Source organism: Streptomyces sp. NPDC101181, from assembly GCF_044767975.1.
Classification (GTDB): domain Bacteria; phylum Actinomycetota; class Actinomycetes; order Streptomycetales; family Streptomycetaceae; genus Streptomyces.
Genome location: NZ_JBIWOX010000017.1, coordinates 44939 through 65627 on the forward strand (window position 1 = coordinate 44939; position 20689 = coordinate 65627).

A 20689-nucleotide genomic window follows, 5' to 3' on the forward strand; every position below is an offset into this window, starting at 1 on the left:
ATGCCACGGATCAGTGACGCGGACCGGACCCGCAACGAGGAGGCGATCCGCGCCGCGATTGACCGGCTGTTGCGGGGGGAACTCCCGCCTGGCGGCAGGTGCGACCTGAAGACCCTGGCCGCCGAAGCGGGGGTGACCCGGACCGGCTTCTATCCGAAGAGGAACCGTGACGGCACCACCCGCCCCGGCCCTTACCAGCACCTCGGCGAGGAGTTCGAGCGTCGTCTGAAGCTTCAGCGCGACGCGGGCGAGGCCCCTGACCCCCGGGCGTCGCAGATCGAACGGCTCAAGGCCCAGGTCGCCGAACTCAAGGAACGAGTCGCGACACGGGACGCGGCACTGGCCGAGCTCACCGCGTTCAAGACGCTTGCCGTCTCCCGACTCACAGCCCAGCACGGGGAAATCGAACGCCTCCGGGAACAGGTTGCTGCAGTAGACAACGTCCGTCGCATGCGGGCCACTGGCAGTCAGACTGCCCCCTAAGGGCCGTGCAGTGAAGACGACCGCTGCCCGGGCATCCATGCGGACCGGAACCGTTCACCCAGGCAAGCCGATCACGTAGGAAGGGCGATGTCGACCATGTGGCCAGACACCCAGCCCATCGGGGTATCTACTGGCAAGATGCTACGCGCGGCCGACAACCGCCACACGAGAGCCGCCAGGGGGCAACATGGGCATCTCCGACAAGTCGATTGACAGCGGGACACGGCCATGCCCCGACTGCGGGAAGGACTTGTGGGCCGACTCGGAAGAGCTTGCCGGCCGGTACGAATGCCACAACGACAGTTGCTACGGGTACCGGGTCTACTTCGATGAAGGCGGCGTGCTTGTTGACCCGCCGAACCGTGGCAAGAGCGGCGGCGGTCGCACCTGTCAGTGGTGTCAATCGGCGCTTGCGGGTGGAACGAGCTACCTCCCCTATGAACACGGTAGTAACGCACACGCCTACATCATCTGCCCGTCCTGCAACCAGGAGAACATCCAGTACGGATTCGGCGAGGATGACTGAGAGATGTCTCAACTGTCCGCGAGCTCGACCATTTCAGGGGCCCGCCTCGCACCGACTAATTCAGGGTCGGAACCCAGTCGATCCAGGTACGGAGTCTCGAGAAGTCGGAGCTTCCCGGAGCTACTAGCGCCCGGAATCGACTGATCCGACCGCACATTGGCATGGGTGAGCTATCGCTCTGCGACACCAGCCGACATGGCCAACTGCAACCATAATCCTGGGTGAGCATGAAAAATCCGGGCGGTACACCGCGAAAGTCACTGCTCTGCGCAGCAGCGGGAGATGGGCGGAATGCATGACAAGTGTTCCTATCTTGGGAACAGGGCTCATCAATTTTGAGTTCTTTAAAATCCGCACAGGAAGTACCGCTGGGGGCCGCGACCTTTTCGAAAAAATGATCCAGGACGTTGTCGATGTCAAGTTTCCAGGCAGCTCTACACTGGAGGCTAACCCTGGAGACTGGGGAATCGACGCCTACATTGGCACCCTCCTCGAGGGGGAGGCCAGCGTTTGGCAGTCTAAATACTTCATTGACGGCTTCGGCGATGCTCAGAAGGCCCAAGTCCGGGACGCATACGATCAGGCCCTGAAGTGCGCAAAGCGCGAGGGGTACACACTTACGAGCTGGACGCTCTGCATCCCGGTTGACCTCGATGGACCAACCGAAAAATGGTGGCTCGGCTGGAAGAAGAAAAAGGAAAAGGACGATGGCGTAACTATTGTACTTTGGAACGCCATGAGGCTTCGTCGTCTTCTGCAGTCGGAGGATGCGCGTGAAATTCGCGAATACTATTTCACTGCAACGGCGACTATTCCGCCTCTCACCACTCGCCCGACTGTGCCACTCGATGATTACGGCAAGTACGACGGAACCCTCTTCGTTCACCAAATGCATGAAGCTGGCATGATCGAGTGCGATGAGGCAAAGGAAGAGTTCTTTAACGCCGAAATCCTGAGTCACGAGGTTACCGATAAAGGTGTTCCGGAAGAGCTCCAGACCCTTTCGGATGTTCGTACGACCCTTGCATCCATCTGGGCACAGCGATTCAATTCGGCGCTTCAGGCGACTGATGACCGCAGGCTCATCGGCCTTTATGTAGGAGTGATGGACGCGATCCGCAGCTATCACCCGAACATTCCGACAGAAATCAGATGCGGGATGGTGCATGCGTTCGGCATAATGCACCAGCGCGTGAATGATGGCCGAGCCGGCTGGGTACGTGACTACAAGGCCGTGGCCGCCGCCCATTCAAGATCGACAAACGACCCGCAGGTAGTTATGGCCTCTCCCCCCACACCGCCCACTTCGGTAGCAGAACCAACTGAGGACCCAGCGAGCTCGCCACTGGAAGACGGAGGTGTCTGAGATGTCAGCAGAACACGCTTCTTCCCAGCGGGAGAAAACGCCGCATGGATCATACTTCCGGCCGGAAGATGAGACGGAGTTCAGGCTGGCTCAGCTCATCATACTTCTGGAGATCACGAGCTCGAGTCGGATGACCTCCAGCATCGATCGAATTGGAGCACTCGACTTCTTTTCGGCCAACCCGTTTCTAGTGATCGGGGAAGCGGAAGCGGATTTCCGCCAATTGGTGCTGGCAGGGTTTTCCGTGAAACCCCTCACATACGCCTCGCCTGGCCATCTCTTCATCACCAGACGAAGCCGGCTCCAGAACGATTTGGCCATGCTGGTAGCTTATGGCCTCGCCAAACCAGGAGCCGCAAACGGTCATCGCGTATACACCATCACGGACACTGGCAGGGAAATCTCTGAGCAGCTAACGAGTGTATACGCGGACGCCTACAGAGAAAGCGCAAAGGTAGTGTCGAGGCGGATCGAGAAGGTTCCTGACACTAAATTGCAAGAGAAGTGTCGGGATTGGCTTAAAGCTGATCCAGCCATGATGGACCTCTACGATCTCTAGCGAGGATAGTAATGCCGCCTACGTCTCACGGGCCATCGCTCCGAATTCTCGGCCTTCGCCTCGTTGGGTACCGTAAAAACTACACCGTCGACTTTTCTGACCAATCAGGCCAGCATCGCCCGCTTAGCGTAATCGCCGGGGAGATCAGCACTGGCAAGACTACGGTCCTGGAGTTTATTGACTTCTGCCTAGGCAACTCAGCGCACCCACAGCATCCAGAGATCGTAGAAAGCGTGAAGGCCGCCCAGCTTTCTATTGAAGTTGACATCCCGGTCCATAGCGAGAATGTACCGGCAAACGAAAGCACGGGGCCGGATTCGGCTAGACTCGGGTACTCGCGCCAACGATACGTAATTCAACGCGGTGTTGAGGGATCAACTCGCGACGTCCTCATCTTCACCGGAGATCTTGATTCGTTCGACTCTGTCGCACCGCGTCTGGTCTCCGCTGATTCGTCGCACGAAGACAGCCTGTCGAAATTTCTCCTACAACTTTGCGGACTCGACGGAATTCGACTCAAGGTTGCGCCGACCAAACCTGACTCTGCCACTCACTCGCTTAGCTTTCGAGACCTTGCTCCACTGTGGTTTCTGAGTAACACGCGACTGGACAACAAAAACCTCGCATACGAGCATCAGCCCATGAAGGCTCTCAAACTGAAGCAGGTCGTTGATCTCCTGTTTGATGTCTTCGATGAGCACGGGGCGATTCTCTCTGGTCAGATCTCTGAGCTTCAGACCGAACTCTCGTCCGAGCGGAGTGGCCTGAACGCGGTATGGAGATTCATTCGCGAGCAAGGCGTTCCCGATAATCCTGTCGAACTGGAGGCCCTACAGTCCGACGCGAACCATGCCTATCTGCAGGCAACCCTGGCTCTTGACCGAATTAACGATATCGCGCGCGAGCGCACGGCCTTTGCAGAGGATGCCAGACGTCAATACCTGGACAAGGTTCAGGATGCACGCGAGAGTGAGAATTGGGCGCGTGAACGCGAGACTCTACTGAGGAGGCTTGCCCCACTCCGTGCCCAGTACTCGGATGATCTAAAGAAGCTGACCATGCTCAAGGAAGCAAAGCGGCTATTCGATCCTCTGAGCGTTTCTGTATGCCCTGCATGCGCTTCCCAGATCCCAAGCGCCGCCGTAGTAGACGGGCACTGCTCTCTCTGTCGATCAGAGATTCCTCACTTGGAGCATTCTGCGTTGCAGGATGGGCCGCCCTCAACGCCGGCCGTCGAGGGCGAAGCGCAGGAAACGACGGCTAATAACGGCAACGATCCAGCACCTGAGCCCAGCGTGGATGTAACGAAGGAGCTGAATAGCACAAAGCGACGCCTTAAAGAACTCAACAGCTACATCGCGTCAGTCGAGGCTGAGGCAATCGAGGCCCGAAAGGCCGTCGCTCAGATGGATGCTGAGAGCGCGACACTCCAGCAGCGTCTGGATCAATTGACTCGCGACGCGATCACACCGCTCCTCGCTGAGCGTGACTCCGCTGCAGCTGCTGTATCTGAAGCTGAGAAGGTCAGGAACCAGCTCTTCCAGCATCGGCGAATGCTTGAATCCGTTGGAGAAAAAGATCGTTCGGTGCAGGAGCTCGCCGCAAGGCTCAGCGAACTGCGTCGACGCCTGGCAGACTCCGAAGCCAACCAGCGTGGCCGTTCCACGGTTCTCCTGAACCTCTCGACGCGGTTCTCTGAAATCCTCAAAAGCTTTGGTTACCCGAAGCTCTCAGATGCCTACTTGGACAAGAATCTCCTGCCCCACGTTCGCGGTATTCGTTATGATCAAGTCGGCTCTTCGGGGGCAACGACTTTGATCTCTCTTGCCTGGGAGCTAGCTATTTTCGAGCTGGCTTACGAGGAGGGTCGACGCCATCCCGGTTTCCTGATGGTGGATAGCCCGCAAAAGAATCTCGCCCCAGAGATTCAGATTGACTCAGGGGCAGCAGAGCAAGGCGACGATGAGGGATTTATTGGGGAGGCAATTGTCCGACGGATCTACCGTCACTTGAACCTCTGGCTCAGCGGCCTTGGAGCGGGCGCCCAAGTCATCTTGGTGGACAACGTGCCGCCACCTTCCGTCGAAGGGGACGTCGTCGCGCGCTACGGCGGCGCTGGAGGCCCGGCACCTTACGGCCTCGTCGACGATGCCCCAGGGCAGTAGGTTCACCGCTACGCGCCTATCACCGCAGTTGCTCCGTCAGGTTGCTGAGGAGCAGCTGTCTGGGCGCTTCCATCTCTCAACCAGGGTATGACGTGCATCACTTCTGCGAGTTGGGCCTGACTCCGAAAAGCGACACGTTGAAGTGTGCGTGGCGTAAATTGATGGGTGAGTTGGAACACGCCAGAGGGACACGGCAAGCGTGGGACACATGATGTGCCGCGACACCGGACGTCGTCATTCCGCGATCCGAGCGGTCGAGCCTCCCCGACCACCGTGCGGTCCACTTCATCGGCCGGTCCGACAGCCGCGTCGACGGCCACACCCGGCACAGTGCGGTAACGGCCCGGTCCCAGTACTTCGTTTCCATTTCATCCCCCGATGGGCATCGATATTTCGGATGGGCGCCCGGACGGAACGCCCATGAGTGACAGCTGAGATGGCCAGCGGAATCCGCGTCGGTGGCAGCCTCGCCACACCCCGGACTACGCACCGACCCACTGCGCCAGCGGCACACCGCCGGCGGAACCGCAGCGCACCAGAGGCGCGGAGCGGTAGAGCTGGAGCGGTAGAGCCCACCGAACCTGGGCACGTCGCCGCACGATCGCGCCAGATCGGGCTATCCCGGCCCGAGCAGCCCTCCGGCCAGGCCGATGATCACCGGCGCCACCCCGACCGCCAGGAAGGCCGGAAGGAAGCAGAGCCCGACTGGTGCGGTGATCAGCACACCGGCCCGTTGTGCGCGGGCGACAGCCGCGTCGGCTCGCTCCGCACGCATCGCCCCGGCGAGTCTGGCGACCGGCTCCGCCACAGGTGCGCCTGTCGATGCGGCCCTGTGAAGGCAGCGAGCCAGTGGCCCGGCGCCTGGTATCTCCCCGAGGTGACTCCACGCTTGGGCCGGTTCACCACCGAGGCGGATCTCGGCCGCGATACGGGTGAGCCGATCCCCGACCGGCCCGCCGATGGATTCGCCGACTGCCTCCGCCGCCTCCCGGGGGCCCGCCCCGACCGCGATACAGGCCGCCAGCAGATCTGCGGCGAGGGGGAGCTGCTCGGCGAGGGCGGCCTGCTCCTTGCGCGTTCGGTCCGAGCGCCGCCCGGACGAGGTCCGCTGCCGCCGCCACACGCCGTACGCCGCCGCCAGCCCGACCACGCACCCCAGCACGCCCCCCACCAGGATCCATCCCGTCAGCCAGACTCCGGCAGGAAGGGCCCAGCGCCCGACACCCACACCCCCAGTGCCCCCAGTCGCCCCGGAGCCCGCAGCGAGCCCTCCCCTGCCGCTCCCCCTGATAGCCAGCCGTGCGGCCCCCCGGCTCCACCACCCAGCTCGTGGGACAGGCGCCGCGCCCACGAGCAACGCACCGCGCCCTCGAACAGCTCGCGCTCTGCGCACCGCACCCCACACCAGCACCGACTGCGCTGCCGTGACCGCCGCAGCCACCGCCATCCCCAGGCTGTGGAGAACTTCTCCGCCCGCCCCGCTCATGTCGCCTCCCCTCCCCGTACGATCCGGCAGGCCCAGAACAGTCCGGCCGCCTCCAGAACTCCGCCCACCGCCAGACAGACCAGGCCGCCCGGCGTATGCAGCAGCACACGCAGCGGCTCAGCCCCGAGCGCCGTGCCCAGCCCCAGACCCGCGACCGGGAGCAGCGCCAGGACCACCACCGTCGACCAGGCTCCCGACAACTGAGCCCGTAACGCCTCCCGTTGACGACGGTCTTCGCGTAGCGCCGTCTCCAAGCGGTCCAGTCCGGTCGCCAGACCGGCCCCGCCGTCGGCGGCCACCCGCCAGCAGACGGCCATACCGGCCAGTCCTTCGAGCCCGCTTCCCTCAGCCGCCTGCCGCAGCGCCGTCGGCACATCGCCCCCGAACCGCGCCGCCGCCAGCACGGCGGCCTCCGCGTCCCCCAGCCATGCACCGGGGCGGGCCGTCGCCCGCGCACCTCCTTCCGTGAAGGGTTCGCTCCCTTCCACCACGCAGTCGCGCAACGCGACCAGCAGCGCCTGTCCTGGTTCCTGGCCTGCCCGCAGCTCCCCGACGACGGCCCCGCACAGTGCCGCCACGGCGTCCGCCCTCCGCTCCCGCTTCCTCCGTTCGTCCCGCCTTCGCAGCCACCGGCGTACCAACGGAACCGCGACGGCTCCGGCCGCCAGGGGCAGTACCGAGCCGCCCACCACGGCGAGCAGCACCGCGACCGGAACGCACCACCACTCCCGGCGCGTCCGCACCGACCTCTTCCACCCGTTCCAGGCTTTGGACGCTCCCGGCAGGCGGTCCCACGGCCGATGCGGCTCGGGGCGAGGATCCGCGAACAGCACCCTCGCCCGCCGGCCCCCCGGGTCCCGCATCATGGCCAGCCACACCGCGGACCCGGCGCAGAGGGCCGCCATGTGGGCCGCCTGGAGCGACATCGCCCCGGTCACGGCACACCTCCGATCAGCGACCGCAGCCGCTCCCATCCCGGTCCCCGTACGAATCCGTCGACGCCCCAGCCCAGTGCCGGAACCGTGACGACCAATCCCGCCCTGTCCCGGTCCAGAACGTGCACCTCGGCGATGCGCCGCTGCCCCGAGCGGTCGCGCACCAGGTGGACGACGACCGAGAGCGCGGCAGCCAACTGGCTGTGCAGGGCGACCCGGTCCAGCCCCGCAGCCGTCCCCAGCGCCTCCAGTCGGGCAGGTACGTGCTCGGCCGCGTTCGCATGGACCGTGCCTTCTCCGAACTACCGTGCAAGGTTCATAGGGAGCTCTCGTTCGCACCGCCGAGTGGGTCTTCAGAGCCCGGCTCGACACTGGTGTCCCCCGTGAGACTGACGTTCCCGTTAACACCGCTCGGCTTCCCAGCTAGGGTGAGCGACCAGGGTTGCGGGACTGTCGGCCTGTGCCGATGCGAGGGGGGAACGTGATACCGGCGCTCAGTAGTGGTGGCCTACTGCCACCTGGCCGTCACGCCGCCTCGATGGCCGAGATCGAGGAAGTCTTCGTCGAGCGTGCTCCACATACCGATCACCGACGGCGCATTTTCCGAGCTTTTCAGCTTTATGCCGACATGATCGGGGACATCCTTGAACGTGGCACCTTTTGGGTGAACGGTGGATTCTGCACCTATAAGGCTCTTCCCCCGAACGACGTGGACCTGGCTGTTCTCATCGATCCAACGCTCCCGCTGACCAATAAGGATCATGAACGTCTCCTCCCGCTGTTCACTCTTCTTGGGGTGGAGACCCAACAACCTCGCGGTTGGGCTGAACGCGTGCAGCCTATGGGTGGTCTGATCGACAGCTTTGCGGTGGCTGCAGGGGTCGTCGAGCAGGAGGAGTATTGGGATGGGATGTGGTCGAAGGTAAAGGGGCCTGACGGGGAGCCCGTGCCAGGAGTTACCAAGGGATATCTGGAGGTGAGCTGGTGAACAACGATCTTCGCGACAAATACGTCCGAGCTCTTCGGACGACCGAGGGCAGCGATCCACTCTCCAGATTGACGAGAGCGGGCCTCCAGGCCTCTGCCCAGAAGTTCAGCGGGCTTGGCCTTCAGGAGGCTGCGGCTGGCCCCGGGCTGAACTTTCGGCTTGCCGACCAGACCACCGGAGGATTGATCTCTGCCAACGATGTTGGCGATTTCCTCCAGCGCGTGCAGCGTGCTGTCGCGCGCCTCGCGAAGGCTCGACGGGCCCGTCTGGCGGACGTGGTCAAACTGCAGCCTCTGGACCTCGAAGTCGCACGTCTTGATGTCGCCGCCTCTGCGGCCGGCTCGGTCATTGTTGATTTGCGCCCGCACGTGCAGGCCGATGATGGTGACGAAGACAAGGGTGAGTTGCCATGGCCCGGAGTTTCGTGGGCCGAGATCGGCGCAGTAGAGCTTGTCCGGGCACTCCCTGAAGGGCCCGAAGACGACGACTCGATGGATTCGCTCTTCAGCGCATCGCCCGTGGTTCGACGAGCCGTAGCCGACCTGGTTAGTAAGCTCCCGAATCCGAACCTGGACATCAGCCTGACTGTTCGACGCGCGACAGGAGAGCGGGTTGCATCCGGCATCTCTGCTGATCAGGCGGCTGTTCTCCGTGAGCGGCTGGACGTCATCCGGGAGGAGCGCGAGGTGGTCCGCATGCGAGGACGGCTGGACGGCCTCCGCACTCGCAGGCAGATTTTCTACTTTGAGACTCCTGCCGGAACCGAGATTCATGGCTTCGTTGACGAATCCCTGGTCAACGTCGTCAAGGCGAATCTTGACGAAGAAGTAGAGGTGGCATTGGAGAGCTTTGTCCTGCGTTCCGCCGCAGGAAGGCGGAGCCAGCGTCGCTACCGACTCATCGAAGTGGCTGGTCAACAGTCTCAGATTCCGCCTGCCAGTGAGTTGGACGACGAGTGACGCGCTGACTCGCACTCCTGACGACTTCATGGGCATTCATCTGCTGGGGTGACGGCTGTTGCGCGTGCGACGATCGCCCGAAAGGCAGGAATGCCCAGGTCAACGACTTCCTGCTTCCGGGCGATCTGTGCATCGAGTTGGGCGATCTTCTCCTCAGCGTGAGCGAGGCTGCTCTGTAGTCCCTCAATCTCGCCGAGCCAGCCCTCGCGTTCGGCTTCCAGGATCCGTGCGCGAAGGTTGTCGCGGATCTCGACCAGCCGCGGCCGTTCCGTCGCGGCCACGATCAGGACGGGGCAGCGGATACAAGCGTGCTCATGAGCGCAATCAGTGCCATAGGCCCGACCACACTCGCCCAGGGCGAGCTTTCGGCGCTCGAAGTGCCCAAGGAACTCGTCCCATTCCTCCGGCGTGATCGTGCGGTATTCCTCGACCGGCCGCAGGGCCCGGCGGCGGGCGATGAACGCCCGGTGGGCCTCGATGGCGTCCGCGGGGTAGATCGCGGCGTAGCCCATCGTGGTCCCGATGTGGTCGTGACCTGCGATGACCTGCGCGATGTGGGGCGGCAGACCATTGAGGATGGAGTCCGTGATGAAGATCCGGCGGAAGTCGTGGGGCTGGAACGTCAGCGGTTTGCCGGCGGCGTCGCGGAGCCCGGTCGCTGCCAGGGTCTTGTGGATCGCGTCGCGGATGAAGTGCGCGGACAGCGGATGGTTGTCACCGGTGGTGTCTTCCTGGAAGAGCAGGGGCATCGGTGGGTTCCAGGCCCGTTCCTGCTCGTCGTAGCTCGGGATCACTGGCACCTGCCCGTCGGCGCCACGGACCCGGGAGACAACTGTGCTCAGCACGTCGGCCAGCTCCGGCGTGACCAGGAGGAGCCGTTCCTGGTCCGTCTTCGACGGTGCGATCTGCAGGAGTGGGACGACCTGTCTGGTCGTGGGGAGGGTGTAGCTGATGATGCTGTGATGTCCCAGTTCCTGGAGCTCTTCGATCCGGATGCCGGTGTGGCGCAGGATCTCGATGGCCGCCCAGGCCCAGAACGCCTGCCGTTCCTCGGCGTCGAGCTGGCGCCTTTGGCCCTGGCTGTCCCAGGCCCGGGTCGGGCGGCCGTCTGCGCGTCTGCTTCCGCGTGGGACCGTGAACGTCTCGCCCAGGACGGTGAAGGTCGAGCCGAGGGCGGCTTCGTTGAGTGCGTCGCGGCGGGCCTTGGCCTCTTTGAGGAGGCGGTCGGCCGTTCTCACGAGCGTGGGCAGAGCGGGGAGCCGTTCGCGGGTGCGCTGGTCCATGCGGGACTTCAGCTGCCGGTCGGCCTTCTTGGTCGAACACTCCGCGTCACTGATCGGGCAAGGAGCGACCCAGACGGCCCATCGATCGGGTTCGTCAAGGGCCCACTGCGCCAGGTCCAGGTAGAAGCCTCGCACCTGTGTTTTGACAGCGATCGCGCTCTTGCGTGGCTCAGCGGTCTCCGTGATCGAGCCGTCGGCCTGGCGCTTGCGCACGACCTTCGTGGCGAGGCGAGTCTTCCAGGCGGTGCTCACCTCGGTCGGAAGCCGTAGGGAGTCGATGCCGGGGTGATGGCGTTCGAGGTCGGCCCAGAATCGCAAGGCCAGCGACGTCGACATCGCCTGTAGAGAGCCGTAGTCAAGGCCCGGTGCCCGCTCCAGCAAGTAGGCCACGATGGCATCGCGGACCGACTGGCACTGCAGGTGGTAGCGGTCCACGAGTTCCGCCGGGGTGAGCTGACCGGTGCGGTGCGCGATGCGAAACAACGTCGTCGGCGCGTCCGCAGGGAAGGTGCCCAGGTCACGAAGCCAGGCGTAGGCCAGGAGGATCCTCTTGCTGCTCTTGCTTGGGTTCTCCTTCAACCACAGCAACAGGTCGCCGACGGCGATGTCCTGGACGGTGCCGCCGTACGAGGCCATGATTTCGGCGATCGCTTTGAGGGCCGACGACCCCTCGTTGGTCGACAGGACGCCGGCGGGCAGCGATGCCCTCAGGCGGGCGAAGCCTTCGGGGTCGCGGGATGCCTCCATCGCGGGCCGGAGAAATCTTGATGGCACTCCGATGATGAACTGCGGGTCGGGACGGATCACGTCCGCGCAGATCAGGGCCAGCAGCCCGGCTCTGGGCGTCTCGCGCCGCGGCAGGCGCCCCACGGAGTTAGCCCAGTCCGCCAAGGCATCCTGCCAGCCAGCGTCCGACACACGCTGAGACTGAGCTGGGCTCGCCTCCCAGCGCTGCTGCCAGGTCTCACCTGGGAAGGTCTCCAGCCACCCCAGTAACAAGCGGGCCCCGACCATCCGAGCGTCTTGAGTCCGCGGCTGAGGAGCTCGCAGCGGCGGCCGCTGCAACCGGTCTAGGGCCTCCTCGCGTGAGGCGGCCGTCGCCGGCCATTCACTGGACCGAGTCCGCGGCGGAAACCGGTCCATCAGCGCGACTGCTTCGGCACCCGCCATGCTCGTGGTCGACGGGCCGGAGCTGGGGGCGATCAGTGCTGTGGTGGTAGTCATGACAGATCCCGGCCGAACAGAATGGACAAGGAGTCGGGGTTGTAACTCGGCTCGACGACAGGCGCGGGCGGCTCCTTGCGCCGCTGTTCTTGTCGAGCATGGTGAGCAAGCCCGGCGGCGATGACATCGTCCTTGGTGGGGCGGTTGTAGATGTCCAGCGTCGACAGGCATTTGTGGCCGAGGATGTGCTGAACGTAGACGGGCGGCATGTTCGGGTCGTCGAGCATCAAGAATGTCGCCGTGTGCCGCAGGTCGTGAAGGGTCCAGTTGGCGCCCAGAAGCGCGTTGGCGCGGTTGAACATCATGCGGGCCGCGTCATACTCCAACGGCCGCCAGGGGCGGCGCAGAGTCCACCAGAGAGGCTGTGCACGGCCACGAGGGACGCCCTTCTTCCAGGTATCTTCCTGGTAGAGCCGAAGCCAGACGAATGCATCGGGCGTGGCCGGCAGTTCCTGATACTCGCGAGTGCCCTTGCGGATCACACCGATGGTCTGCTGACTCACGATCGCACGGCCCTGCTTGGAGGTGAGCAGTTCCTCGGCACGGGCACCGGTGGCGACCCAGAAGGCCAGCAAGGCACGGTCGCGGTGCGAGCGAAGGCCAGCGAAGACCTCGGTGAACTTCTCATCCGGAATGCGTCGCGGGATCCGCTTCGGGATTGTCGGCCGGTATAGGCCTGTCCGCCGGTTCTGGCGCTTCTTTTCGCCACCGCCCTGTTCCTTGGCCCGTGCAGACTTGCTCTTGCGTACCAGCGGAAACGGGTTGACCAGCAACGATCCGGTGTTGCTATCAAGGTGGAAGTCGTAGAACGACCGCAGCACTGTCTCGCAGTGCGCCCGGGTCCTCGGCGCGTACTTCGTGCCGACGCTGGGCTTCCCTGTCACTGGGTTCGGCGTCCCCGGCGCCGGCTTGCCCGTTCGGGACGGTGTCGGGATCCCGGCGGGCTCCTTGCCGCGGTGGCGCCAGTGAACGCGTACTGGCTTGTCCGTTAGCTTCATCCACAGCATGAAGTCCCGGGCGTCTTCCCGGACCACTCGATCCCACTCGATCCCGAGCACCCATAGAAACCGCCACCAGCGCAGCAGATCCATTCCGTACGAGCGCGGCGTCAGCGGCGAACTGTTTCCCGCCATCAAATCCTTGAAGTACAGCGCAACTGGCTCGACCGGCCTCCCGAACGGATCCAGCAACTGGTAGGGCTCCCAGGGATCTCCCGTCTCCAGTAACTGGCCTATTTCGGGCAGGACGAAGTTCTTCAGGTCCCTTCCGGGACGTAGTTCACCGGGCATGACGAGAAGCTAGCAGATACCCCAACTGACCTGCGAAAACACCTGAGTTAGTTCGGTCAACATGCCGCATCCTCCTTCGTGGCCGGTGTTCAAGGCAGCCAGCAATTCCAGTACCTCGATTCCGCGGACTTCCCCGACCACCAGCCGGTCGGGGCGCATGCGCAACGCCTGCCGCACCAAGTCCCGAAGCGTCACCTGGCGGCTGTTAGGAACAGTTCACCTGTCTCAGAGGTCTTCCTGTCTCAGCCGAACCCGCCAAGGTTCCCGACCGCCCCTAACACCGCGACGCTCATGGTGTCTCACAGGCTTTACTCAGGCTTGACCCAAGAGGAGCGTGAAGCCACAGATGACAGATTCGAACTGACATGCGATGATGATCGCGGTTTCAAAAACTACACCTCGAATGAGGTATGGTTTTTGAAACCAAGGTTGCCTGGAGGGGATGTGCAGAACCTGGATCCCGAGCGGTGCGTGCAGCGACTCGCGCAGCTGGATTTCTCGACTGACCTGTTCCACAACGCGCTCGACCTCGCGGCTGCCGACATCCGCAGCTGCACCGACTTCGACGCGCCGGCCATGCGGGGCTTCATGTTCTGGAGCCGCACCAACCGGTACCTCGCCGAGGCACTCGATCCGGACGGGTGGAAGCACACGTCGCGGGACAGCATCCTCCGGATGATCCACCCCAGCACGAGTCACGCGGTCACTGCGATCAGCGCCCAGGGAGGCGTTGGTGACCTGAACGCCCGCGTGAAGTCGAAGAACCCGAAGGGTCCGGCCATGGCTCGCCTGGTCGAGAGGAACGGTCAGTTCGCGTTCCTCTCGCACGACGATGTCCTCTACGGTCGCGAGCTCGACCAGATCCCGACCTGGTGCCTGCTCTACAAGTGGGACGAAGGAGTGATCTCCGCCGAGCTGTCGCTGCCGATCAAGATGAACGGGAAGTTCGTCGATGAGTGGCAGGAGCGCATCCCGCTGGTTCTGCCCGACCTCGGCGACCCCGGAGCGGACATCGCGCTTCTGGACGATCCGGGCGACGACAGCGGCCCGGAGGTTGTCGTGGAGCTGCTGGGAGGTTGACCGAAGAGTGAGAAGTGCGGACGTGGGAGTTGAGGAAAGTGTTCACCCCTGAACGGTTGGTGCTTGCCCGTAAGAGGCGCCGGATGACGTTGGCCGAGTTGGCCCGCAGGTCGGGTTACTCGGCACAGAGCATCACTGCCTTCGAGAACCACCGCAAGACGCCGTCCTCGGAAACGCTTTCCTCCCTCGCAGCCGCTCTTCACTACCCCGTCGCATTCTTCGAGGCATCGCCGACGGCACAGTTGCAGCTTGACGCGGTCAGCTTCCGCGCGCCGTCCAAGATGACAGCGGCAGAGCGTGATAGCGCCCTGAGTTCAGGGGCTGTAGCTATCGCGCTCAACAGCTGGCTAGCGGGGCTGTTCAAGCTGCCAAAGCCGAACCTGCCCACCTACCCTCATCTTGACCCAGAGGCCGCCGCCGAGCAGGTACGGGCCGCCTGGGGTCTCGGAGAGGCGCCACTGCCGAACACGGTTCACCTTCTCGAGGCCAACGGCGTACGCGTGTTCTCCCTCCCGTCAGACTGCCTAGACATCGACGCTTTCTCGACCATTAACGCAGGCACCCCGTACGTCTTCCTGAACACCCGCAAGACCGGCGAACGAGGACGATTCGACGCTGCCCACGAGCTCGGCCACCTCGTGCTGCACTGCGAGCACCGCATCCCGCACGGGCGGGATTCTGAGGGTGAAGCCAACGACTTCGCGTCTGCCTTCCTCATGCCACGTGCCGGCATCCTCGCGCAGAGACTTCATAACGCCTCTCTCGATCGGATACTGAGCGCCAAACGCAAGTGGGGCGTCTCAGCTATGGCCCTGGCCTACCGTCTGCGGAAGCTTGGGTTGCTCTCGGAGTGGCGCTACACACAGACCGTCAAGGAGCTTGCGCATCGTGGTTACCGCCGCGACGAGCCCGACTCCTCCGTGATCAGGGAGAGCAGCCAGCTACTCGCGAAGGTGTTCGAGGCGCTACGCCAGCCCCTGGATATGTCTCCGGCAGATGTCGCATCCGCGTTGAACATTTACCCTGAGGAACTCAACGAATACGTCTTCGGCCTGGTACCCATTGGCGTCGATGGAGGCGGCGAGCAGTCGGCACCCGTACGGCCCGGTCTGCGCTTGGTCAAGGGATAGCCGGCGCGGCTGGCCACCGCAGAGCAAGCAACGACCCGCTCGCAACTCAGCACATGGACATCGGCACCGGCTGAGTGAGCCTTCCCGGAAAGACGTGACACATGAAGCTCCTGGGTGTGGCTGTCTCATCAGGTGCTATCTACTACGGCGCGCTCGCTGTTCCTGATGAGACTCAGAGCATCTCGCACATCGCTGATGCTCCTGAACGGCTGCTTCCAGCAGCTGGGTTGACTGGAGCTCAGCGGCTGGCTGACACGCACCAGCGGATCGCCCAAGACATACGGGTACTACAGCCCGATGCCGTGACCGTAGTAGCTACCCGCAAGAACAACCAGTGGGTCTACCGCGACGCCTTCGAGCGCGTCTCTATGATCTCGGCGCTCATGCTCACCTGTGTCGAGCAGGGCATCCCGGTCGAGGAATGGACCACAGAGCGGATCGGCAAGCTCGTCAGCACTCCCGCACCCAAGCTGGCCTCCTTCGACCACAGGACCGTCGGGTTCGAACGGATTCCCACCTACTGGAACGCTGGGCGTGGATCAGCGTTTGCCGCGGCCATGGCATACGCCACTGAGCTTCACAGCGTGAACGGTGAGGGACAGGGTTCTTGAACGAGCAGCGCGAAAGGCCCCTCGTCCTGGATTACGAGTGCCTCCACAGCATGCCCAATGGCCTGCGCGAGGTTCGGGTGTGGCTGGACCCCGTGCTAGAGACCTGGCTGGTCGGCAAACGCATCGACCTCTCCGAAGTCCAGGGCTCGGACCTGGTGGAGCCCCGCGTGATGGAGATGATCAACCACCCAAACGTGGTAACCGTCCGCTCTGTCGCCACGATCCCTAGCTACAGGCCCCCCATGCAGGTAGTGGAGGTGTTCATGCCCTACTACGAGTTGGGCAGCATCACCGACGCGCTGCTGAGAGGCGAGCGCTTCACAGCGGCCCAATCCCTGCGGATCATACGAGCTGCCTTGCAGGGCCTGGCCGAGATGCACGAACGGTACGGAATCCTGCATCGTGACGTAAAGAGTCCGAACCTGTTCCTCACCGGCGATGCCTCCACGGTGAAGATCGGCGACCTGGGCCTTGCCGGTGCGATGGATTCCATGGGCAAGGCACCGTGCGTGAACGCCCCACACCTGTACGCCCCACCTGAGCTGCTGATCGGGGACGGGCTCACCCGCTCCTCCGATCTGTACTCGCTCGGCGTGGTCCTTCTTGAACTACTCAGGGGAAGGTTCGACTACGACGCGTACACGACCACAGACGTCGTAGATGCCCTCCTTGCCGGTCGGCCTCCCCTGCGCCCGGACGACTCAGCTTTGCCTGCCTGGGTCTGCAAGTCACTTCGAAAGCTGGTCCAGAAGGCCACGGACCCCGATCCAGCGCGCCGCTTTCAAACCGCCCGGGAGATGAGTGACCAGATCGCGAAGATCCGCATCGCTGACTGGCAGCAGGTCGACGGGCAGACATGGGAGGCGCCGTTCCTTCGCAACCCAAAAAGCCGCATGCGAATTACGGCGGCTCCCTCCAGGGCAGGCGGGATCAGTCTGAGCACGCAGCGCCGCAAGACAACGTCCTGGCGGAGAATCGGCCAAGACGTGACGGTGCCAAGCTTGGATCACCGTGACGCCCGTGCGGTGTTCGAGAGCGCCAACAGCCTGGCCGTCAGCTGACGGACGGCGAAGTCGACGGCCTGTCCCTCCTGCGGTGACAGGCCGTTGGCGCCTGCAAGCTCCGCCGCCTCATACTCTGCATCGCTGCCCACGCCCACCGGCACCAAGGCACCAAGCCGGGCGAGCTCCCACATCTCGGCTCGCACACGACCTGCATCGACGCTTCCTCGCCGAATCATGGGAGCGAGTAGCTCGCGCCAGTTGCCTGCATCCTCGCGGACCACGCCTTCCCAAAGTTGCTCCACAAGCACCTCGGCCGCCCACGCGTGCCGCGGCACGCGCCCCCCGGGCAGTCGGGAAATGCAAGACACCAACAGAGCACCCTGAGCTGAGAGCGCCTCCATAGCCGGCTCCTCCTCGGTGCGGGGTCGGCAGATCAACAGTCTGGAGAGAAGTCGTCCTTTCAGCGTGCCGGACAGCCCGTACGCTCGCAAGACTCACACCCATGACTTATTGCACATTTGTTCTAATTTGCGCGACCGAGTGGACCGCAGGCGTGACCACCTCTGCCTGTGTCCTGTGGCGCCGGACCATGAGCGAATCCCGCCAGGGGTCGAGAGATCGCAGTTCGCTTTGTCGAACGATCATCGCAACCCCACTTACGACGAGGGGCACTGCCGGCCTGCACGATAAGGGAGGCCAACCTCTGCCTACCAGAGGCGGCGTTCCTGGGCCGTAAGTCCCGCAGCATTCATCAGCTGCTCCCACTGGGCAGCCAGCGGCTTCGTCCATACGGGGTCTACGCCATGCCCGTACGCAAGCAGCCCGTCAATGTGGTGGACGAACCCTTGCACGGAGCTGTAGCCAGCGTGCTCCTTGTGGGCCCCAAGCCCGAACTTGGCGACACCACGGATGTGATCTTCGAGTCCCCTTCTCGTGTGCCGCGGCAGCCGGAGTCTCTCGCCGTCCACCAGGAGACCCAAGACGATCTTGCGGGCGCCCGGCGGCACCATGCGGGTCTTCTTCCTGTGCAGCCGGAACCGGGCGGCGGACACCGTTGCCGAGATCTCGGAGACGCAGCGTGTGAGCGTAGAGCGGTCGAGGCTCCTCAGAGTTGAGAAGGTCATATCGTCCGCATAGCGCGTATACGTCATGCGATACCGGTCGGCGACGGATGAGAGAGCCTCGTCCAGTGGGCGAGCGGCCAGATTGGCAAGGGCGCCACTCGCGGGGCCTCCCTGTGGGAGGTAGCCCAGGACCGGCGCACTGTAGCCGGGGATGGCCTGGTACGCGCTCCTGAAGTGGGGCCAGGTGATTCCGCCCGGAACGCGAGTGCAGACGCGTGCGATTTCGAACGAGATGAGACTGTTGTACCCGACCGACCGCAAGATCGATTGAACTGCACGCTCGTTGACGGAGTGGAAGAAGTCATGCAGATCGAACTTCAGCAACCATGAGGCACCAAGGTGAAGCTGCGCGCACTGCACGGCAGAGCGTCCCTGCTGGTAGGCGTAGCTCGCCCCGTGTGGTGGGATCGGGCTGACCACGTTGGTCAGGAGCCAGCGTTGCACGTCCATCAATACGGGTGCCGGAGCCGCGATTGTGCGAGATTTTCCGGGCTCACGTTTGGGGCGGGAGAACTCGGTGTATGGGTCCTGTCGCCGCTGGACGACCCTTCGCAGGTAGAGGTAAGGCGCTCCAGTCTGGTGGGCAAGATGCCCCAGCGTCAGTACAGGCGTGAGTCCTTGACGTCGGACTCGTCGCATCTGCTCCAAAGCCTCGTCGATGACTGAGGAAGTGACGCCGTTCCTACGGCCGAGGCTTCTGTAGAGCGCGGGAGAGTCGATGGGGTGGCCTACCTTCGGTGTATCCCGCCCCGGCGGGCTGGTGCGAGTCGCGCGCCAGACCCCCGTAGGAGCACGTGCGCCTCGCACCATCCAGGCGTTCGACAGCTTGTCCACAGCGTGCGGCTCACGACCGCAGCCTGACCTGCAAATGCAGACCGTTGACTCGACGATGACCTCGTCGATTGCGCTAGGCCATCACCGACTCTCCCGCAAGGTGCCAGGGTAGTAAGGCTCCTGACTGCCTCGCAAGCGGCTTACGACGACCCGAGGCTTCGCTTTGGCGGCACGCAACTCCCTCCATCCTGCGTCGGTAAGGCGCGTTTGAGAGTCCACCAAACCCAGCTTCTGGACTTGGAGGGCGAGGTTTCTGGCCACCGGAACGGAGACCGAAACATCGGTCGCCAGCTGTTCGGGGTGCCTATGGCCCTTCGCGATGTGCCCAAGGACCTCAACAAGGTCTCTGATGCCGCCGCGGTAACGCACGTGTAGCGTGCCCGAGCCCGTCAGTTGGACTCGCCCCAGGCCACGCGCCCCGGGTTCTGCGTTGCGCTCTGGCCGGTATCCGACGAGGTCACGCATGAGCCCCGGCGGTGCGGTGCGGTTCTCGAAGAACGGCGCCCACTTCCCGTCGGGACGCTGACTCCGAGGACCCTTGGACTGCCGCAGGATGGATGGCAGATTGTTCGGGACGGTGTGCTCGAACACGAGCAGCCCCTCGCTGCGCGACCAACCTGCCCCCTCTTCGGGCCGCCGCGCATAGTCTTCGCACAGCTTCCTGACCCTCCGGAGCTGGTCCTTATGCCACTGAGCCGAGGCAAGGTCCATCCCACGGTGCAGCACCGACACCCCGTCATACAGACCGCTGGCACGGATGCGCCGCAGTCCGGTGGTTGCTGCGGCGAAGAGGACCAGGTGCAACCGGACCAACCCCAGGGAGCGCCAGCTGCGGATCGTCGCGTTCCGCAGCCAGGCCCGCGCGTACCTCAAGGACTCCTCGCCGGAGCCGGCGTAGTCGGAAACGAACACTAGGCTCCGAACACGACGCTTCCGAAGAAGGTCAATGGTTACAGCGTTGCGCGTCACGACGGAGGTATCCAGGCTCCGCTGCACATCACGGATGATGTTCTGGACGATCAACTCGCTACCGCCGCCATCGCCGCCAGATACCAGTGGTGACACGTTGTCTATGAACATCGTGTCCGTCGGCTTGCAGGAACGAACGCCATACAGTGCTGCCGGCTTCTCCGTGTTGGCTGCGCCTTCTAGGACTGCCCTCAGATGTTCCAGCAGCCCCTGCCTGAACGTCGTCTCCGACACGATATGCAGGCTGTCGAGCAACTGCGCAGCCGTCTCCGTGTCCGTGGGGGCAAAGTTGGTGAGCCACTCGATCCCCTGATGGGTTTCGCTGGGCCTCGTTGGCTCCCCCACGGCACGCATGTGCACCGTACCCCCTTGTGCCTAATTCCCCGCCTGCGTTGGCGTATCCCACCGTAGCGACTGCTCAAGCCTGTGTGGACGTGGAACGCGCGGGCCTGGGCCAGGTCCGAACCGGTGGCGGTGACGGAGAGGACCCGCCCGCCGGCGCTCACGACCGCGTCGCCGTCCCGCCGGGTGCCGGCGTGCAGCACGTACGCGTGCGGCGGATCGCCATGACCACCCACATTCAGGCCCACGACCTCAACAGGCGCGTCCTCCGGAGCCGTTTCAATACCGATCTCACCTCCTGGCACCGCGAGCCGGCCGTCCGCGAGCTCATC

Annotated in this window: 17 protein-coding genes and 3 pseudogenes; 11 read left to right on the top strand and 9 right to left on the bottom strand. The window is 63.8% G+C overall.

The window, feature by feature from the left end:
• The 5 genes from ACIRRU_RS23320 to ACIRRU_RS23340 all read left to right on the top strand — a co-directional run bounded on the left by ACIRRU_RS23320 (position 1) and on the right by ACIRRU_RS23340 (position 5099).
• On the top strand, positions 1-483 hold the full coding sequence (locus ACIRRU_RS23320) for a hypothetical protein (RefSeq protein ID WP_403683526.1): 483 nt from the start codon (positions 1-3) through the stop codon (positions 481-483).
• Between the two features lie 187 nt (positions 484-670).
• Complete coding sequence (locus ACIRRU_RS23325) at positions 671-1009, top strand: hypothetical protein (RefSeq protein ID WP_403683527.1); 339 nt, start codon at positions 671-673, stop codon at positions 1007-1009.
• Positions 1010-1304: 295 nt separating this feature from the next.
• Positions 1305-2375, top strand: a complete 1071-nt coding sequence (locus tag ACIRRU_RS23330) for a serine/threonine protein kinase (RefSeq protein ID WP_403683529.1) — start codon at positions 1305-1307, stop codon at positions 2373-2375.
• A gap of 1 nt (position 2376) precedes the next feature.
• Complete coding sequence (locus ACIRRU_RS23335) at positions 2377-2934, top strand: ABC-three component system middle component 2 (RefSeq protein WP_403683530.1); 558 nt, start codon at positions 2377-2379, stop codon at positions 2932-2934.
• Between the two features lie 233 nt (positions 2935-3167).
• Positions 3168-5099, top strand: coding sequence for a hypothetical protein (locus ACIRRU_RS23340; RefSeq protein ID WP_403683531.1), 1932 nt, complete (start codon positions 3168-3170; stop codon positions 5097-5099).
• Between the two features lie 616 nt (positions 5100-5715).
• Here the strand turns inward: ACIRRU_RS23340 and ACIRRU_RS23345 are convergent.
• From ACIRRU_RS23345 to ACIRRU_RS23355, 3 genes and pseudogenes are all read right to left on the bottom strand, one after another.
• Positions 5716-6585 (bottom strand): type II secretion system F family protein, encoded by an 870-nt coding sequence (locus tag ACIRRU_RS23345; RefSeq protein WP_403683533.1) that lies wholly within the window; start codon positions 6583-6585, stop codon positions 5716-5718.
• Positions 6582-7511, bottom strand: a complete 930-nt coding sequence (locus tag ACIRRU_RS23350) for a type II secretion system F family protein (RefSeq protein WP_403683686.1) — start codon at positions 7509-7511, stop codon at positions 6582-6584. Before ACIRRU_RS23350 ends, ACIRRU_RS23345 begins: the two co-directional genes overlap by 4 nt.
• 8 nt (positions 7512-7519) lie before the next feature.
• Positions 7520-7819, bottom strand: a pseudogene (locus ACIRRU_RS23355) (pilus assembly protein CpaF); the annotation flags it as partial.
• A 167-nt stretch (positions 7820-7986) separates the two neighbouring features.
• On the opposite strand from ACIRRU_RS23355, the gene ACIRRU_RS23360 reads away from it, so the two are divergent.
• A complete protein-coding gene (locus ACIRRU_RS23360) occupies positions 7987-8508 on the top strand; it encodes a DUF6932 family protein (protein WP_403683688.1) in 522 nt (173 codons plus the stop codon).
• A complete protein-coding gene (locus ACIRRU_RS23365; protein ID WP_403683535.1) occupies positions 8505-9467 on the top strand; it encodes a hypothetical protein in 963 nt (320 codons plus the stop codon). The genes ACIRRU_RS23360 and ACIRRU_RS23365 overlap by 4 nt, the downstream gene beginning before the upstream one ends.
• A gap of 26 nt (positions 9468-9493) precedes the next feature.
• On the opposite strand, the gene ACIRRU_RS23370 is transcribed toward ACIRRU_RS23365, so the two are convergent.
• From ACIRRU_RS23370 to ACIRRU_RS23380, 3 genes and pseudogenes are all read right to left on the bottom strand, one after another.
• Entirely contained in the window at positions 9494-11668 is a 2175-nt protein-coding gene (locus tag ACIRRU_RS23370; RefSeq protein ID WP_403683537.1) for a tyrosine-type recombinase/integrase, read from the bottom strand.
• Between the two features lie 302 nt (positions 11669-11970).
• Positions 11971-13263: a tyrosine-type recombinase/integrase gene (locus ACIRRU_RS23375; protein ID WP_403683539.1), complete on the bottom strand. Its 1293-nt coding sequence runs from the start codon at positions 13261-13263 to the stop codon at positions 11971-11973.
• 63 nt (positions 13264-13326) lie between these two features.
• Positions 13327-13461: pseudogene (locus ACIRRU_RS23380) on the bottom strand (ATPase, T2SS/T4P/T4SS family); the annotation flags it as partial.
• 246 nt (positions 13462-13707) lie between these two features.
• Here ACIRRU_RS23380 and ACIRRU_RS23385 point away from each other — a divergent pair.
• From ACIRRU_RS23385 to ACIRRU_RS23400, 4 genes are all read left to right on the top strand, one after another.
• Positions 13708-14343: a hypothetical protein gene (locus ACIRRU_RS23385; protein ID WP_403683540.1), complete on the top strand. Its 636-nt coding sequence runs from the start codon at positions 13708-13710 to the stop codon at positions 14341-14343.
• Positions 14344-14402: 59 nt separating this feature from the next.
• Positions 14403-15473 (top strand): helix-turn-helix domain-containing protein, encoded by a 1071-nt coding sequence (locus tag ACIRRU_RS23390; RefSeq protein ID WP_403683690.1) that lies wholly within the window; start codon positions 14403-14405, stop codon positions 15471-15473.
• 101 nt (positions 15474-15574) lie between these two features.
• Entirely contained in the window at positions 15575-16084 is a 510-nt protein-coding gene (locus tag ACIRRU_RS23395; protein WP_403683541.1) for a hypothetical protein, read from the top strand.
• Positions 16081-17145, top strand: a complete 1065-nt coding sequence (locus tag ACIRRU_RS23400) for a serine/threonine-protein kinase (RefSeq protein WP_403683542.1) — start codon at positions 16081-16083, stop codon at positions 17143-17145. Before ACIRRU_RS23395 ends, ACIRRU_RS23400 begins: the two co-directional genes overlap by 4 nt.
• 650 nt (positions 17146-17795) lie before the next feature.
• On the opposite strand, the gene ACIRRU_RS23405 is transcribed toward ACIRRU_RS23400, so the two are convergent.
• The 3 genes and pseudogenes from ACIRRU_RS23405 to ACIRRU_RS23415 all read right to left on the bottom strand — a co-directional run.
• Positions 17796-19022 (bottom strand): reverse transcriptase family protein, encoded by a 1227-nt coding sequence (locus tag ACIRRU_RS23405; RefSeq protein WP_403683692.1) that lies wholly within the window; start codon positions 19020-19022, stop codon positions 17796-17798.
• A 105-nt stretch (positions 19023-19127) separates the two neighbouring features.
• Entirely contained in the window at positions 19128-20375 is a 1248-nt protein-coding gene (locus ACIRRU_RS23410; protein WP_403683703.1) for a hypothetical protein, read from the bottom strand.
• Positions 20376-20458: 83 nt separating this feature from the next.
• Positions 20459-20578, bottom strand: a pseudogene (locus tag ACIRRU_RS23415) (phosphoribosylglycinamide synthetase C domain-containing protein); the annotation flags it as partial.
• Positions 20579-20689 lie beyond the last annotated feature (111 nt).

What these genes read in the sequence shown, in the direction of transcription:
- ACIRRU_RS23325 (WP_403683527.1), top strand. Translation starts at nt 671, where the DNA reads ATGGGCATCTCCGACAAGTCGATTGACAGCGGGACACGGCCATGCCCC.
- ACIRRU_RS23405 (WP_403683692.1), bottom strand. Translation starts at nt 19,022, where the DNA reads ATGGTGCGAGGCGCACGTGCTCCTACGGGGGTCTGGCGCGCGACTCGC.
- ACIRRU_RS23345 (WP_403683533.1), bottom strand. Translation starts at nt 6,585, where the DNA reads ATGAGCGGGGCGGGCGGAGAAGTTCTCCACAGCCTGGGGATGGCGGTG.
- ACIRRU_RS23320 (WP_403683526.1), top strand. Translation starts at nt 1, where the DNA reads ATGCCACGGATCAGTGACGCGGACCGGACCCGCAACGAGGAGGCGATC.
- ACIRRU_RS23360 (WP_403683688.1), top strand. Translation starts at nt 7,987, where the DNA reads ATGCGAGGGGGGAACGTGATACCGGCGCTCAGTAGTGGTGGCCTACTG.
- ACIRRU_RS23350 (WP_403683686.1), bottom strand. Translation starts at nt 7,511, where the DNA reads ATGTCGCTCCAGGCGGCCCACATGGCGGCCCTCTGCGCCGGGTCCGCG.
- ACIRRU_RS23330 (WP_403683529.1), top strand. Translation starts at nt 1,305, where the DNA reads ATGACAAGTGTTCCTATCTTGGGAACAGGGCTCATCAATTTTGAGTTC.
- ACIRRU_RS23335 (WP_403683530.1), top strand. Translation starts at nt 2,377, where the DNA reads ATGTCAGCAGAACACGCTTCTTCCCAGCGGGAGAAAACGCCGCATGGA.
- ACIRRU_RS23375 (WP_403683539.1), bottom strand. Translation starts at nt 13,263, where the DNA reads ATGCCCGGTGAACTACGTCCCGGAAGGGACCTGAAGAACTTCGTCCTG.
- ACIRRU_RS23395 (WP_403683541.1), top strand. Translation starts at nt 15,575, where the DNA reads ATGAAGCTCCTGGGTGTGGCTGTCTCATCAGGTGCTATCTACTACGGC.